Below are 14,924 nucleotides of genomic sequence, written 5' to 3' on the forward strand. Positions count from 1 at the left end.
TCAGCCCAGCGGCCGGGAGATGTACTGGCCCACTGGACGGCCCACGATCTTGCCCGCGTCGAGGACGTGGTTGCCCCTGACGAACGTGTCGGTGACCTTCGCGCTCAGCTCGAAGCCCTCGAACGGGGTGTACTCCTGCGTCGACTCCGAGTCGGCGGCGCGGACGGTCCACGTGCTCCCGGTGTCGACCAGGCAGAAGTCGGCGTCGAAGCCGGGCGCGATGGTGCCCTTGCTCCGCAGGCCGTACCTGCGCGCGGGGTTCCAGGAGGTGAGGGCGGCGATGCGCCCGTAGGACAGGCCGCGGCGGCGGCCCTCGGTGATCAGGCCGGGCAGCAGGTATTCGGCGCCGCCGAACCCGGCCTTGGCCAGGAACACGTCGTCGGCCGGAGCGCCGAACTTGAGCTCCTCCCGGCAGCAGGCATGGTCGCTGACCACCCAGTCGACGGTGCCGTCGAGCACGTACTCCCACAGCGCCTCGACGTCCTCGCGCGGCCTGATGGGCGGGTTGACCTTCGCGCCGATCCCGTTGGCCGTCTCGATGTCGGCGAGAAGATGCCCGATCGTGACCTCGCGGCGGAAGTCGATGTGCGGGAAGGTCTTGGCCATCCGCACCGCCGCGTCGAGCGCCTTGCGCGAGGACAGGTGGAGCAGGTTGATGTTGGCCAGGCCGGTCTCGTGGGCGAGGTAGGAGGCGATGAAGACCGCCAGCCCCTCGGAGTGCGGCGGCCGGGAGGCGCTGTAGGCGGCCAGGCCGCTGAGGTCGCCGGCCTCTTCCACCAGCTTGGTGTAGGCGGTCATGATCTCGGCGGTCTCACAATGGAGCGACAATGAGATCTCGTCGGCCAGGTGCGGGAAGCGTTCGCGGGCCTCCTGCACGCCGCGCATCACGAACTCGAAGTGCCCGTAGTCGTAGCGCTCGCCCTCGGGCAGCATCAGGAACTTGCTCTGGTCGGCCGAGCGCCCGTGCAGCCCGTGCCCGCCGTAGAACATGAAGATCTTGAACGATGAGACCCCGAACTTCTCCACCAGGTCGGGCAGCTCGCCGATGTGCGTGCTCGACATGGGCGCCAGGTGGAAGCCGTAGTCGATGTAGGCCTGTCCCTCCGCCTGGCTGCGCACCTCGGGGAAGAACTCCGCGTAGGAACCGCCCCTGTTGAGGTAGTACTGGCCGGTCCGCATGTAGGAGAGCGCCGTGGTGACGCCGCCCTGGGCGCTGGCCATGCTCTCCGAGGCGGTGTCCTCGGGCAGCGGGTTGTAGATGCCCCAGTGCTGGTGGGCGTCCACGACGCCCGGGAAGGCCAGCTTCCCGTCGCCGTCGAGCACCTCCTCGACGCCCTCGGCGGACAGGCCGGCCCCGACCTGCTCGATGCGCCCGCCGGTCACGGCGATGTCCGCGACGACCGGCTCGTCCCGGTCGTGCGTAACAATACGCACGTTCTTCAGCAACAGGTCAGTCACATCCGCCTCCTACGCGGTACGGCGGGCGCCACGGTGCCACGTGAGCATCCGGCGCTCGACCATGAGGAACAGGGTGTTGAGTACGTAACCGAGCACTCCGAGCACGACCACTCCTCCCCAGAGGGCGGGCATGTCGGAGCGGTCGCTCGCGCTGGCCAGCAGGTAGCCGATGCCGTCGGTGGCACCTTTGAGCTCGGAGACGATCATGAGGATCAGCGCCAGTGAGACGCTGAGCCTCAGACCTGCGAAGATCTTCGGTGAGGCGGCGGGCAGGATGATCCGGACCAGGCGCAGGCTCGCCGGGACGCCGAAGACGGTCGCGGTCTCAATCTGGAGACGATCCACGTTACGCGCGCCATCGATTGAATTCAGCAGGATCGGCCAGATGATGCCGAAGACGATGGTCGCTACCTGTACCTGCGTGCCCATGGTGAAAAGCACCAGGAACACGGGGAACATCACAGGTGGTGGCACGGCCCGGGCGAACTCCACCAGCGGGTCGATGTAGTCGGACAGCCAGGCGGTCCTGCCGATCGCGACACCGAGTGCTATCCCGAGGGCCACGGCCACGCCCCACGAGCCGACCAGCCTGATGATGCTGGGGGCGAAGTTGTCCACCGCCTCGTCGGTGAGGATGAGGGGGCCGGAGAACCACATCTCGTACATGCGCGCCACGATGACCGTGGGGCGGGGCATGAAGGGGTCGTCCACCGCCCTGGTGATCAGCTCCCACGCGACGAGGGCCACCGGCACCAGCCAGAGCCGTTTGACCAGGGTTTTGATCATGCGTCCCGCCACTTGAACAGCCGCCGCTCGGCACGCAGCAGCAGGGTGTTGACGATCAGTCCGATGGCGCCCGACCACACCAGCACGGCGATCACGTCGACCATCGCCGAATCGTCCAGGGCGGTGCTCGCCTGGATGAGGAAGGCGCCGATCCCGCCGGCGCCGCCGACGACGTACTCCACGCTGATGGCCAGGATGAGCGTGATCGAGGCGGCCAGCCGGATGCCGGTGAAGATGAACGGCGCGGCGCTCGGCAGCGACACCCGCCAGACGACGGCCGCGGAGCCGAAGCTGAACGAGCGCAGCGTCTCCGCGGCCAGCGGGTCGACGTCACGCACGCCGTAGAGCGTGTTGATCAGGATCGGCCAGGACGCGGCGTAGACGATGAGCGCGACCTTGGCGTTGATGTCGGGCTGGAACAGGAACAGCGCGAGCGGGATCAGCGCCACCGAGGGGATGGGACGCAGGAACTCGACTATCGCCCGGGTCATCTCCTCCACGACGGGAACGGTCCCAAGAAGCAGCCCAACGGGGACCGCCAGCAGGATGGCCAGCGGCAGGCCGATGACGGCGGCGAGCAACGTGGAGCCCAGGTCGGCGAGATACTCGGGATCGAACGCCAGGCCGATCACCCTGGCCAGGCAGGTCGAAGCCGGAGGCAGCCACTCGACCAGGCCGGTCCTGCTGGCGAGCTCCCAGACAAGCAGAAAAACCGCCACGCCGATGGCGTGGCGGATGAGCTTTCCGACCCTGGCGCGGGCGAGCGTGGAACGCCCGCCCCGCGTCAGTGTTGTGGCAGCGGTCATCCCTGCGAAGTAACGATCATCGAGGAGACGTCGATCTTGTTCTTGATGAAGCCGTACTCGGCCATCAGGTCAGCCACCCGCTGAATGCGCTGGGCGTTCAGTGAGGTCGGGTAGTTGCCGAGGTTGATCGTGGCAGCGGTCGCGGCCGGGATCTGGGTGAAGGTCGGCAGGATCTTCGTCACGGCGCTGCGGTCGGTGGCGGCGACGTTCTGCGCCTTCGCCATCGCCCGCTGGAACGCGGCCAGCGTCTTGGGGTTCTTGCCGATCCACTTCTCCGTGGCCGCCCAGCCCGTGATCGGCAGGCTGTCCGTGGGGCCGGACATCGTGTCGAGGAGCATCGTCGCGCCGTCTTGGTTCTTGGCCTGGCTGACGTACGGGTCGGTCATCCAGACGGCGTCCACGGCGCCGCTCTTCAGCGACTTGAGCCAGTCGGTGCTCGGCACGACGACGTACTTGACGTCCTTGGTGGGGTCGAGCCCGGCGATCTTCAGGTGGGGGTTCATGGTGAGAACACCCAGGCCGACGAGCGCGTTGACGCCGATCTTCTTGCCCTTGAGGTCGCCGACGCTCTTGATGGGCGAGTTCTTCGCCACCATGATGCCGAAGGCCCCTGCGGCTCCCTGGTAGGAGTCCGCGATGTACTTGAACTTCTCCAGCCCCTGGGACTGGATGGACAAGATGGTGGCGTAGCTGCCCAGCACCACGTCCATGCTGCCGTTGGCGAGCTTGGGCAGTACGGCCTGCGGAGCCTGGATGGCCTCCGTCTTGACATTGAGGCCCTGCTCCTTGAAGAAGCCGCGCTCGATCGCGATGAACAGCGGGGCGGCGTCCGCCCCAGGGTACTCGCCGATCAGGAGGTCTGTCTTCTCAAGACCGTTGGCATTCGAGGCGCCTCCGGTCTTGCTATCTGAGCTGGAACACCCCGTAATGACAAGGGTGGCCACAAGTCCAATCAGGGCGGTGCGCCCTAGTGCACCGAACCTCATGTCGCGTCTCCTTCGAACGGGGGGTGATCGACGACGGTCGCACCCTAGCGCAGCTAACTCTTGCGCATGGTCCCCCGATTCTGGAAATTACCAATATATATGCGGAAATGATGATCACAATGTACGTTTGGGATGAATGTCCGAATCAAGGAGGTGGCAGCCCGGCATCCACCAGGAGGATGTGGCATTTGTCCGGGTTTGGCCTGTTATGCGAAGAGATGGGTTGACTGCGACCTTTGCGGTATTGGCCGATCTCCTGTTGTTGTGCTCAAATAAGCTCTCGCCCCATGGGTGCGTCGGCGTCACACGGCAAACACAATGCATGACGTGATCCTCTTGCACCAGACCATCAGAGGAGAGGTTGCGGAGGCCAGTGAGGAACGCATTCCCCCCAGCAGGTGGGGATCCCGGCTTAACTGCTGAAGCGCCCGCTCCTGCGGCGCTTCACGCCAAGTCAAAGCCCAAAGCACGGGCCGGGCGTGCGAAGAAGACGGGCGGCCTCGCGCTGCGCAACTGGCGCGTGCGCTCGAAGCTGCTCGTTCTGGTCGTCATTCCCACCTTGGCGGCCCTGGTCCTCGGCGGCTTCCGCGTAGCCACCTCGATCAGCAGCGCCACCGAGTACGAGAAGGTCAACGAGGTCGCCGTTTTGGCGAGCCAGCTGACCGCGCTCGCCCACGAGGTCGAGCTCGAACGTGACCTCACCGCCAGCTTCGTCGCCCTCGGGCGCAGGAGCAGCGGCAAGGCCGACGTCGACGCCCAATACAGCACGGTCAACAAGCTTCGCGACAGCGTACGTGGCCCGGTCGACGCGCTCGCCGCTTCTGACAGCCCCCAGCGCGCGCAGGCCATCCGCATCAAGAACCGTCTGATCGAGCTCGACCAGTCACGCAAGACCGCGGTGGACTCGCAACTGAACGTCGGCTCCGTCATCGAGCTGTACGACCGGAGCATCTCCGACTTCATCGGGCTCAACGACAACATCGACCTGGGTGCCGCTGACAAGGAGCTCGCCGACAGCGTCTCCGGCTTCGCCGCTCTGTCCAGGGCCAAGCAGTTCCTCTCCACTCAGCGCGCGCTCCTGGTGGCCGCGCTGGCCGCCAGGCGATTCAGCAAGGACGAGCTCGACTCCTTCATCGCCGCTCGCGCCCAGCGCAACAGCGAGCTGGCGACGTTCAGGGCCCAGGTGCCGCTGAACATCCGCCAGGCGTACGACGACGTCGTCAGTGGCTCGGCCGTCGACAAGTCCGAGCTGATCCAGGCCCGCGCCCTGTTCCTGCAGGACTCGGGGGCCCAGCTGGTCGACCCGGAGGTCGGCCTCCAGCGCGACGGCGAGGACTGGCTCAAGGCCGTGGGCAAGGCCATCGACGGCATGCGCAAGGTCGAACAGCAGGTCTCCGACTCGATCCTGCTGCGCAGCCGCACCCTGCAGGGCCAGGAGCAGCAGGGCGCGATGATCATTGCGATCGCGATCGCCATCCTGTTGATCCTGGTGCTGGTGATCACCTCGTTCATGGCGCGCTCGCTCAGCGGCCCGCTGCGCCGGCTGCGCAGGGAGGCGCTATTCATCGCCAGCCGCCGCCTGCCGGAGACGGTCCAGCAGCTGCGCGAGTCCGAGGCGAGCGGCCCGATGGAGGTCGAGCCGATCGGCGTCATGTCCGAGGACGAGATCGGGGAAGTCGCGCGGGCCTTCGACGAGGTACACCGCGAAGCCGTCCGGCTGGCCGGTGAGGAGTCCCGGCTCCGAAGCAACGTCAACGCGATGTTCGTCAACCTGTCCCGCAGAAGCCAGACGCTGGTCGAGCGGCAGATCACCCTCATCGACGGGCTGGAGCAGGGCGAGCAGGACGAGAGCCGGCTGGCGAACCTGTTCAAGCTCGACCACCTGGCCACCCGCATGCGCCGTAACAGCGAGAACCTGCTGGTTCTCGCCGGCCAGGACCCGCCACGCCGCTGGAGTCAGCCGGTCAAGCTGGTCGACGTGGCCCGCGCCTCCCTGTCGGAGGTCGAGAACTACGAGCGGGTCGTCCTCCAGGTGCCCGACGGCGTTTCCGTCGCCGGCCAGGCCGTCAACGACGTCATCCACCTGCTCGCCGAGCTGGTGGAGAACGCCCTGTCGTTCTCGCCCCGCGAGACCCGCGTCACGGTCTCCGGCAGCCGGATCGACGGCGGTGGCGTCATGCTGTCGATCACCGACTCCGGCATCGGCATGACCCAGGACGAGCTGGCCCAGGCCAACGAGCGCCTCACCGACGCGCCCATCGTGGACGTCTCGGTGTCGCGCCGCATGGGCCTGTTCGTGGTCGCCAGGCTGGCGCACCGGCACGGCATCCGCGTACAGCTGCGCCCGCACGGCTCCGGCGGTCTGACCGCCATGGTCCTGGTGCCCGAGAGCCTGCTCGGCAGCCAGTCCCCGGCCTACGCCGGGACGCAGGGCGGCATGCCCGTGCGCGAGGAGACCTACGCGGCTCCCGCTCCCGCGGCCGCGCCCCCCGCGCCTCCGCAGTGGCAGGGCGGCGGCTACCAGATGGGCCCGGGACACCCGTCCTACCCGTCCAACCCGGAGCCCGCCGGTGCGGGCGCGGGCGCTTGGCCGTCCATGCCTCAGTGGCCGTCCGACGTCAACGGCTGGCCCTCCGACCCGCGCGCCAGCAGCGGCGGTTACGACACCGCCGACGTCTGGGTGCCGTCGCGAGGCCAGAGTGGTGGCGGCGGTGGCAGCTGGGGCAGCGACAACGGCCTGCCCAAGCGGCCCACCAACGACCAGCCGCCGTTCCAGCCGCCACAGGACTGGAGCTTCGGCAACCGGCCGGTGGAGCAGAGCCTGCCGCCCAGGCCGAGGTACGACTTCCCGGAGACGGAGTCGGCGGCGACCGGCCCCATCCCGGTGGTCAACCCGCCCTCGTCGGGTGACGAGTACCTGCCGATCTTCGCCTCGGTGGAGTCGGCCTGGTTCGAGCACGGTGGTGAAGGCGGCGCGAACTGGGGTTCCTCCAAGGCGGATGCCGGTTGGAACGCCGCGGCGGCCGTGGTCGAGCCGGTACGTGACGGCGCGACGGCCGCCGGGCTGCCCAAGCGGGTGCCCAAGGCCAACCTCGTGCCGGGTTCCGCCGACACCGCCTCGGCGCCGAAGGGCGTCGCCCCGATGCCCTCTGTCTCGCCCGATCGTGTCCGCAGCCGTCTGTCCAGCTTCCAGCAGGGCTTCCGCGCGGCACGTGACGACATCAGTGAGGGCAGGGCGTACCCCGCCGGCTCGAGGCCCGTTGATAGCAGGGAGGAGGGCGTATGAACGACCTGAGCCACGCGGCACGCGGAGTCGACTGGTTGATAACCGACTTCGTCAGTACCGTTCCAGGTGTCGCCCACGCGGTCGTTGTCTCGTCCGACGGTCTGCCGCTGGCGGCATCGTCGGGCTTCCCCGTGGACCGGGCTGATCAACTGGCCGCGATCGCGTCCGGCCTGGTGAGCCTGACGCAGGGAGCGGCCAGGGTCTTCGAGGGCGGCGCGGTCAACCAGACCATCGTCGAGATGCAACGCGGGCTGATGCTGATCATGTCGATCAGCGACGGCTCCTGCCTGGCCGTGCTGGCGGCGCCCGACTGCGACATGGGCCTGGTCGCATACCAAATGACGCTCATGGTCGATCGTGCCGGTCAGGTACTTACTCCGGCGGTGCGCGCAGAGCTGCGCGCCAGCCAGACCAGGTGATGTAGGTGACGGACCCAAGGTGGAACAGCGGTGGCTGGGATCCCCATCCGCAACCCCAGCCGCAGCTGAGCTCAGATCCCGCGTCGCCGGTCCGTCCTTACGCCGTGACAGGAGGACGGACCGCGCCCCGGGTCAAGCTGGCGATGGAGGCCCTGGTCTCGTCCGCGACGGCCGAGCACCGGGAGTTCTCCCACATCACGCCGGAGTATCAGGCGATCAGCCAGCTCTGCCGGCAGGTCCGGTCGGTGGCCGAGGTATCGGCCCTGTTGCGGATCCCGCTCGGCGTGGTGCGCGTGCTGATCGCCGACATGGCGGCCGAAGGTCTGGTACGCGTACACCAGCCAGCGCTGGAGTCCGGACGGCCAGACGTAAACCTGCTCGAAAGGGTGCTCAGTGGACTTCGCAGGCTCTAGCCCCGGCCTCACCTCGACGAAGATCGTGGTGGCCGGAGGGTTCGGGGTGGGCAAGACGACGTTCGTCGGCGCGGTGTCGGAGATCATGCCGCTGACGACCGAGGCCGTCATGACGGACGCTTCGGCGGGCATCGACGACCTCGGCATGACGCCGCTGAAGTCCACCACGACCGTGGCGATGGACTTCGGCCGGGTCTCGCTCGACCGTGACCTGATCCTTTACCTGTTCGGCACGCCCGGACAGCACCGGTTCTGGTTCATGTGGGACGACCTGGTGCGTGGTGCGATCGGCGCGGTGGTGCTGGTGGACACGCGGCGGCTGGCCGACAGCTTCCCCGCGATCGACTACTTCGAAGAGGCGCAACTGCCGTTCGTCGTGGGCGTGAACGGGTGGGACGGGTCGTACCCGCACAGTGACGCGGAGGTGCGCGACGCTCTCACGCTGGCGCCGCACATCCCGCTGGTGCGGCTGGACGCCCGGTCGAAGGACTCGGTCAAGAGCGCGCTCATCAACCTGGTCGAACACGCGCTGACGGTCCGGATGGCGGTGCCGGGCTGGAGCGGTAGCTGACCTCGCCTGCCGCCTGGCGGGCCGCCGTCCGGGATGTCGCCGTCTGGGGCATGCTGACAGACCGGATGGCCGAGCCAGGCTGGAAGGGCTGCCGGAGCGGATAGGCTGAACCATTAGACCAACATTCGCTTCGAGGACTGGCCTACCACGTGTTCGAGACGCTTTCCGACCGGCTGACATCGGTCTTCTCCTCCCTCCGCTCCAAGGGTCGGCTGTCTGAGGCCGACATCGACGCCACCACCCGCGAGATCCGCATCGCGCTGCTCGAGGCCGATGTCGCGCTGCCGGTGGTCAAGGCGTTCGTCGCCCAGGTCAAGGAGCGCGCCCGCGGCATCGAGGTCTCCCAGGCGCTCAACCCGGCGCAGCAGGTCGTCAAGATCGTCAATGACGAGCTGATCGAGATCCTCGGCGGCGAGACGCGCCGGCTCCGCTACGCCAAGACCCCGCCGACCGTCATCATGCTCGCGGGCCTGCAGGGCGCCGGTAAGACCACGCTGGCGGGCAAGCTCGCCAAGTGGCTGCGCGAGCAGGGCCACGCGCCCATGCTCGTCGCCGCCGACCTCCAGCGCCCCAACGCCGTGCAGCAGCTCCAGGTCGTGGGCGAGCGCGCGCAGGTGGCCGTATACGCGCCCGAGCCCGGCAGCGGCGTCGGCGACCCGATCGGGGTCGCCCGCCGCTCGATCGACGAGGCCAAGCGCGCGCAGCACGACGTCGTCATCATCGACACCGCCGGCCGCCTGGGCATCGACCAGGAGATGATGCGGCAGGCCGCCGACATCCGCGACGCGGTCTCGCCCGACGAGGTCCTGTTCGTGGTCGACGCCATGATCGGCCAGGACGCCGTGACCACGGCCCAGGCGTTCATGGAGGGCGTCGGCTTCGACGGGGTGGTGCTCACCAAGCTCGACGGCGACGCCCGCGGCGGTGCCGCGCTGTCGGTCAGGCACATCACCGGCCGGCCGATCATGTTCGCGTCGACCGGTGAGAAGCTCGAGGACTTCGACGCCTTCCACCCCGACCGGATGGCCTCCCGCATCCTCGACATGGGTGACATCCTCACCCTGATCGAGCAGGCCCAGAAGACCTTCGACGAGGAGCAGGCCGCCAAGATGGCGGGCAAGCTCACCTCGGGCGAGAACTTCACGCTCGAGGACTTCCTCGAGCAGATGATGATGGTCCAGAAGATGGGCCCGATCAAGAACCTGCTCGGCATGATGCCCGGCATGGGGCAGATGCGCGACCAGCTCAACTCCATCGACGACCGCGACCTCGACCGCATCGCGGCCATCATCCGCTCGATGACGCCGGGCGAGCGCCAGGATCCGAAGATCATCAACGGCTCCCGCCGCGCCCGTATCGCGGCCGGCTCGGGTGTGACGGTGAGCGCCGTCAACAACCTGGTGACGCGGTTCTTCGACGCCCAGAAGATGATGAAGAAGATGGCGGGGGGCATGGGCATCCCCGGCATGCCGGGCGGCCGGGGCAAGGCGGCCAAGGCTCAGAAGAAGACCAAGAAGGGGCGGCGCGTGAGCGGCGACCCGCGTAAGGCCGCTCTGGGCAAGGGCGACTCGGCTCCCGCCGAGCCGCAGCAGCCGGCCAAGGGTGGTCTGCTGGGCAACCTGGGCGGGAAGCTGCCTCCGGGTATGGAGCTGCCGCCGGGCTTCGACCCCAGCAAGTTCAATCTCCCGGGCCAGAAGTAGCAACTTTTCCGGATATTCCGGGTTTAAGAGTGCGGCGACCCGCGCCTGCGGGTCGTGCGCAGTCCTGTGCGTCTGGCACAATGACATGTTGGAACACCGTGGCCAGGTGGGTGCCCTCTCACCTCCCGCCAGTCATGCCTGTCCCTGGAGCGGACTCCCATCGTGCCCCACTCGATGTGATGCCGTTCACCCACGCTCGAATGCAGGAGAGACCACACCAGTGGCAGTCAAGATCAAGCTCAAGCGGCTCGGCATGATCCGTAGCCCTCAGTACCGCATCGTCGTCGCCGACAGCCGCACCAAGCGTGACGGCCGGGCGATCGAAGAGATCGGCCTGTACCACCCGAAGGAAGACCCTTCGCGCATCGAGGTCAACGCCGAGCGCGCGGCCTACTGGCTCGGTGTCGGCGCGCAGCCGACCGAGCCGGTGCTCAAGCTGCTCAAGCTGACCGGTGACTGGCAGAAGTTCAAGGGCGAGGCCGCCCCTGCGCCGATGAAGGTCGCCGAGGCGGCGCCCGACCGTCACGCCCTCTACGAGGCCGCGGCCAAGGAGACGCTGTCCGGTGGCGACACCGGCACGTCCGCCACCACGCCGAAGAAGGCTCGCAAGAAGGACGAGACGGCCGAGGCCGCCCCCGTCGAGGCCGCTGCCGCCGCTCCCGCCGAGACCAAGACCGAGGGCGAGGCCTGAAGTGCTCGAGGAGGCTCTCGAGCACCTCGTTAAGGGCATCGTCGAACATCCCGACGATGTCCGGGTCCGCGCACGCCGCATTCGCAGCGGGCGCGTCCTGGAGGTCCGGGTGCACCCCGAGGACCTGGGCAAGGTCATCGGTCGCGGTGGGCGCACCGCCAAGGCGCTGCGCACTGTCGTGAATGCCCTGGCCGACGGGAAGTACGTCCGGGTCGATCTGCTCGACCTGGACGAAGCCGTCCGTTAGCGTCAGGTTCCTGCGCCCTCATCGGTTCTTGCCGATGGGGGCGTTGGCGTTAGAAGCGTTTGCGTTGGAAGCGGTTGCGTTGGAAGTGTTGGCGTCAGAAAAGGTGGAGTTCAGGTGCAGCTGGTCGTCGGTCGGATAGGCCGCCCGCACGGAGTACGCGGCGACGTGACCGTGGAGGTGCGCACCGACGATCCCGAGCTCCGCTTCCCCGTCGGCGCGACCATCGCCACCGACCCGGCCGACAGGGGGCCGCTGGTCATCGAGAGCCGCCGCTGGCACAAGGGCGCGCTGCTGATCACCTTCGCCGGCGTGACCCAGCGCGACACGGCCGAGGAGCTCCGCGGCACGATGCTGGTCATCGACTCCGACGAGGTGGTGCCCTCCGACGACCCCGACGAGTTCCACGATCACCAGCTCATCGGGCTCACGGTCGTGACCGTCTCGGACGAGGCCGTCGGCGAGGTCACCGACGTGCTCCATCACGGCCAGGACCTCCTGGTCGTACGGCGGAGCGGCCAGGACGACGCGCTCATCCCGTTCGTCAGGGCCCTGGTGCCCGAGGTCGATCTCGAAGGCGGCCGGCTCGTCGTCGACCCGCCCGAAGGGTTGCTGTGATGCGGCTCGACATCATCTCGATCTTTCCCGAATACTTCGCGCCGCTCGACGTCTCCCTCATCGGCAAGGCCCGCGAGCGCGGCACCCTCGACGCCCGGGTGCACCAGCTCCGCGACTGGGCGCACGACGTGCACAAGACCGTCGACGACACCCCTTATGGCGGCGGACCCGGCATGGTCATGAAGCCCGAGGTGTGGGGCGAGGCCATCGACGCGGTGATCGAGGGCGGCTCGCCGACCGGGGTCACCGGGGGTGGATCGCCGCGCCTGATCGTCCCCACGCCGAGCGGCCGGCCGTTCACCCAGGAACTCGCTCAGGAGCTCGCGGCCGAGCCCTGGCTGCTGTTCGCGTGCGGGCGCTACGAGGGCATCGACTCGCGCGTCATGGCCGAGTACGGCACCCGCCTGCGCGTCGACGAGATCAGCATCGGCGACTACGTGCTGGCCGGCGGCGAGGTCGCGACGCTGGTGATGGTGGAGGCCATCGGCAGGCTGCTGCCGGGCGTGCTCGGCAACGCCCACTCGGCCGTCGACGACTCCTTCGCGCCGGGAGCCATGCGCAACCTCGTCGAAGGCCCCGTCTTCACCAAGCCGCCGGTCTGGCGGGGGCACGAGGTGCCGCCCGTACTCCTGTCCGGCCATCACGGGAAGGTCGCGCGGTGGCGGCGTGACGAGGCGCTGCGCCGTACCGTCGCCAACCGGCCCGAACTGGCGGCGGCGCTCGACCCCGAGACGCTCGACAAGCACGACCGGCGGCTGCTGGAGGAGCTCTCGTTTCGCTTCCAGCCGGAAGATATGGCAAACTGAATCGCTACCGACCATCATGTGGTTGGTCTGCCATGCCCGGGGGACAGTCCCGGGTTCATCGAATCAGCAGGCGCGTCCGCCGCGAGCTCAGGCCGGGTGGACCTCCGCGTGCTCGCGAGGACTTGAGGACAGCTCTCATGCACACGAAGATCCAGGAGCTCGAGAAGGCGACCCTGCGCGGCGACGTGCCGGATTTCCGCCCCGGTGACACGCTCGAGGTTCACGTCCGCGTCGTCGAAGGAAACCGCTCCCGCGTCCAGGTCTTCAAGGGCTTCGTGCTGCGCAGGCAGGGCAGCGGCGCCCGCGAGACCTTCACGGTCCGCAAGGTCAGCTACAGCGTCGGCGTCGAGCGGACCTTCCCCGTGCACAGCCCGATCATCGAGAAGATCGTGCTCGTGACCCGCGGTGACGTGCGTCGCGCCAAGCTTTACTACATGCGCGACCTGCGCGGCAAGGCCGCCCGGATCCGCGAGAAGCGCGAGGCCGTGCCCGCCAAGTGACACAGACCTTTCCGAATGGCCCGCGTCCTGCGCGGGCCATTCGGCTTTGCAGGGGCATTTCCTTTATGTGGAGCGACTCGGGCGCGGGTGTAACGTCGGTCGAGACTTGTCGAGCCGACGCATCATCTAGGCTCGTCAGCGATGACTAGCGAGAGCCAGGAGCACGGCGCGTCGCGCCGCCCTGTCAAGGACGAGGTGGACGTGGTCGCCGAAGATACTGAGAAGCCAGCAAAGGGCGGCAAGAAGGACAAAAAGGGATCGTTCTGGAAAGAACTTCCCGTCCTGGTCGTCGTGGCGCTGGTGTTGGCCTTGATCATCAAGACGTTCGTGATCCAGGCCTTCTACATCCCGTCGGAGTCGATGGAGAACACTCTCCTGAAGAACGACCGGGTCCTGGTGAACAAGATGGTCTACCACACGCGTGACATCGAGCGCGGCGACGTGGTGGTGTTCTCGGGCGTCGACTCCTGGGACGGCGAGTTCGAGATGGAGGAGCCCTCCAACCCGGTCGCGGCGTTCTTCCGCTGGGTCGGCACCGCGTTCGGCGTGGTGCCCGGCGAGAAGGACTACATCAAGCGGGTCATCGGCGTCGGCGGCGACCATGTCAAGTGCTGCGACCCCAAGGGGCGCATCACGGTCAACGGCGTGGCGATCGACGAGGGCGGCTATCTCTATCCGGGCAATGTGCCCTCCGACAAGTTCTTCGACATCAAGGTGCCTGAGGGGCGGCTGTGGGTGATGGGCGACCACCGCTCGGTGTCGCTCGACTCGCGCTCGCACCAGGGTGACCCGGGCGGCGGCTCGATTCCCGTAGGCCAGGTGGTCGGGCGGGCGTTCGTCATCGTGTGGCCGTTCAACAGGGCGACCACGCTGCCCATCCCCGACACGTTCGCGCAGCCGGCGTTGCAGGCGCTGGGCGGCTCCGTCCCGCTGGTCGCCGGGTTCGCGGGAGCCCTACCCTTGGTGCTGATCCGTCGGCGCCGGCGAAGCAGGAGGCCCTGATGTCCTTCACCAAGAAGGCGGCGGCAGGGGAGAAGAAGAAAAAGGGCGGCTTCCGCGAGACGATCCTGCTGCTGATCCTCGGCGTCGGCATCGCGCTGCTGTTGCAGGCGTACGTCATCGGATCCTTCTACATCCCGTCGGAGTCGATGGAGAACACCCTGCTGATCAACGACCGGGTGTTCGTCAACAAGCTCTCGGGCAAGCCCGAACGCGGCGACATCATCGTGTTCAAGGGCTGGAACGGCGAGGACACCATCAAGCGGGTCATCGGCATCGGCGGTGACAAGGTGGCCTGCTGCGACGCCAAGAAGCGGGTGATGGTCAACGGCACGGCGCTGGACGAGGAGTCCTACCTCTATCCGGGCGACTTCCCATCGGGCGACACGTTCAAGTACACCGTGCCGCCGGGCAAGCTGTGGCTGATGGGCGACCACCGCAGCGCCTCCGCCGACTCGCGCAGCCACGTCGAGGAGCCCGGGGGCGGGTTCATCTCAGAGGACGCGGTGGTCGGCAAGGCCGTCATGCGCTACTGGCCGCTGTCGCGAGGCATGATCTTCATGCACCCTGACACCTTCGCCAAGGTCAAATAGAGGCGGCTTCCGGTCGCGGTTTGCGGCGATTGGGGCGTACGCTGCCTC

At 67.8% G+C, this 14,924-nt stretch carries 16 protein-coding genes; 12 read left to right on the forward strand and 4 right to left on the reverse strand.

Annotated elements, in window-relative coordinates; translation table 11 throughout:
* Genes LDL49_RS09090 through LDL49_RS09105 form a run of 4 tightly spaced genes read right to left on the reverse strand, consistent with a single transcriptional unit; the run spans position 1 to position 3,994 of the window.
* The gene (locus LDL49_RS09090; RefSeq protein ID WP_225290497.1) at positions 1 to 1,458 is read right to left on the reverse strand and encodes a dihydroorotase; all 1,458 of its coding nucleotides are present in this window, start codon (positions 1,456 to 1,458) and stop codon (positions 1 to 3) included.
* A gap of 9 nt (positions 1,459 to 1,467) precedes the next feature.
* The gene (locus LDL49_RS09095) at positions 1,468 to 2,244 is read right to left on the reverse strand and encodes an ABC transporter permease (protein ID WP_225290498.1); all 777 of its coding nucleotides are present in this window, start codon (positions 2,242 to 2,244) and stop codon (positions 1,468 to 1,470) included.
* Complete coding sequence (locus LDL49_RS09100) at positions 2,241 to 3,050, reverse strand: ABC transporter permease (RefSeq protein WP_225290499.1); 810 nt, start codon at positions 3,048 to 3,050, stop codon at positions 2,241 to 2,243. Before LDL49_RS09100 ends, LDL49_RS09095 begins: the two co-directional genes overlap by 4 nt.
* Entirely contained in the window at positions 3,047 to 3,994 is a 948-nt protein-coding gene (locus LDL49_RS09105) for an ABC transporter substrate-binding protein (protein ID WP_225290500.1), read from the reverse strand. The genes LDL49_RS09100 and LDL49_RS09105 overlap by 4 nt, the downstream gene beginning before the upstream one ends.
* Before the next feature lie 562 nt (positions 3,995 to 4,556).
* On the opposite strand from LDL49_RS09105, the gene LDL49_RS09110 reads away from it, so the two are divergent.
* From LDL49_RS09110 to lepB (LDL49_RS09165), 12 genes are all read left to right on the forward strand, one after another.
* Positions 4,557 to 7,322: a sensor histidine kinase gene (locus LDL49_RS09110; protein WP_225290501.1), complete on the forward strand. Its 2,766-nt coding sequence runs from the start codon at positions 4,557 to 4,559 to the stop codon at positions 7,320 to 7,322.
* A complete protein-coding gene (locus tag LDL49_RS09115) occupies positions 7,319 to 7,741 on the forward strand; it encodes a roadblock/LC7 domain-containing protein (protein ID WP_214641568.1) in 423 nt (140 codons plus the stop codon). Before LDL49_RS09110 ends, LDL49_RS09115 begins: the two co-directional genes overlap by 4 nt.
* A gap of 65 nt (positions 7,742 to 7,806) precedes the next feature.
* The gene (locus LDL49_RS09120; RefSeq protein WP_214641717.1) at positions 7,807 to 8,154 is read left to right on the forward strand and encodes a DUF742 domain-containing protein; all 348 of its coding nucleotides are present in this window, start codon (positions 7,807 to 7,809) and stop codon (positions 8,152 to 8,154) included.
* A complete protein-coding gene (locus LDL49_RS09125; RefSeq protein ID WP_214641567.1) occupies positions 8,135 to 8,725 on the forward strand; it encodes a GTP-binding protein in 591 nt (196 codons plus the stop codon). Before LDL49_RS09120 ends, LDL49_RS09125 begins: the two co-directional genes overlap by 20 nt.
* 149 nt (positions 8,726 to 8,874) lie before the next feature.
* Positions 8,875 to 10,425, forward strand: a complete 1,551-nt coding sequence (gene ffh / locus LDL49_RS09130; protein WP_225290502.1) for a signal recognition particle protein — start codon at positions 8,875 to 8,877, stop codon at positions 10,423 to 10,425.
* Between the two features lie 220 nt (positions 10,426 to 10,645).
* Positions 10,646 to 11,116 (forward strand): 30S ribosomal protein S16, encoded by a 471-nt coding sequence (gene rpsP, locus LDL49_RS09135; RefSeq protein WP_225290503.1) that lies wholly within the window; start codon positions 10,646 to 10,648, stop codon positions 11,114 to 11,116.
* A 1-nt stretch (position 11,117) separates the two neighbouring features.
* Positions 11,118 to 11,363 carry an RNA-binding protein gene (locus LDL49_RS09140; RefSeq protein WP_020546537.1) on the forward strand — a complete coding sequence of 82 codons (246 nt, stop codon included), beginning with the start codon at positions 11,118 to 11,120 and terminating at the stop codon, positions 11,361 to 11,363.
* 114 nt (positions 11,364 to 11,477) lie between these two features.
* Positions 11,478 to 11,978, forward strand: coding sequence for a ribosome maturation factor RimM (rimM, locus tag LDL49_RS09145; RefSeq protein WP_225290504.1), 501 nt, complete (start codon positions 11,478 to 11,480; stop codon positions 11,976 to 11,978).
* Complete coding sequence (gene trmD / locus LDL49_RS09150; protein WP_225290505.1) at positions 11,978 to 12,784, forward strand: tRNA (guanosine(37)-N1)-methyltransferase TrmD; 807 nt, start codon at positions 11,978 to 11,980, stop codon at positions 12,782 to 12,784. The genes rimM and trmD overlap by 1 nt, the downstream gene beginning before the upstream one ends.
* Before the next feature lie 137 nt (positions 12,785 to 12,921).
* Complete coding sequence (gene rplS / locus LDL49_RS09155; protein ID WP_214641562.1) at positions 12,922 to 13,284, forward strand: 50S ribosomal protein L19; 363 nt, start codon at positions 12,922 to 12,924, stop codon at positions 13,282 to 13,284.
* 141 nt (positions 13,285 to 13,425) lie between these two features.
* Positions 13,426 to 14,286 carry a signal peptidase I gene (gene lepB / locus LDL49_RS09160; RefSeq protein ID WP_225290506.1) on the forward strand — a complete coding sequence of 287 codons (861 nt, stop codon included), beginning with the start codon at positions 13,426 to 13,428 and terminating at the stop codon, positions 14,284 to 14,286.
* Complete coding sequence (gene lepB / locus LDL49_RS09165; protein WP_225290507.1) at positions 14,286 to 14,876, forward strand: signal peptidase I; 591 nt, start codon at positions 14,286 to 14,288, stop codon at positions 14,874 to 14,876. The genes lepB (LDL49_RS09160) and lepB (LDL49_RS09165) overlap by 1 nt, the downstream gene beginning before the upstream one ends.
* Positions 14,877 to 14,924 lie beyond the last annotated feature (48 nt).

The sequence above is a fragment of the Nonomuraea aurantiaca genome (genome assembly GCF_020215705.1).
Taxonomy (GTDB): Bacteria; Actinomycetota; Actinomycetes; order Streptosporangiales; family Streptosporangiaceae; genus Nonomuraea; species Nonomuraea aurantiaca.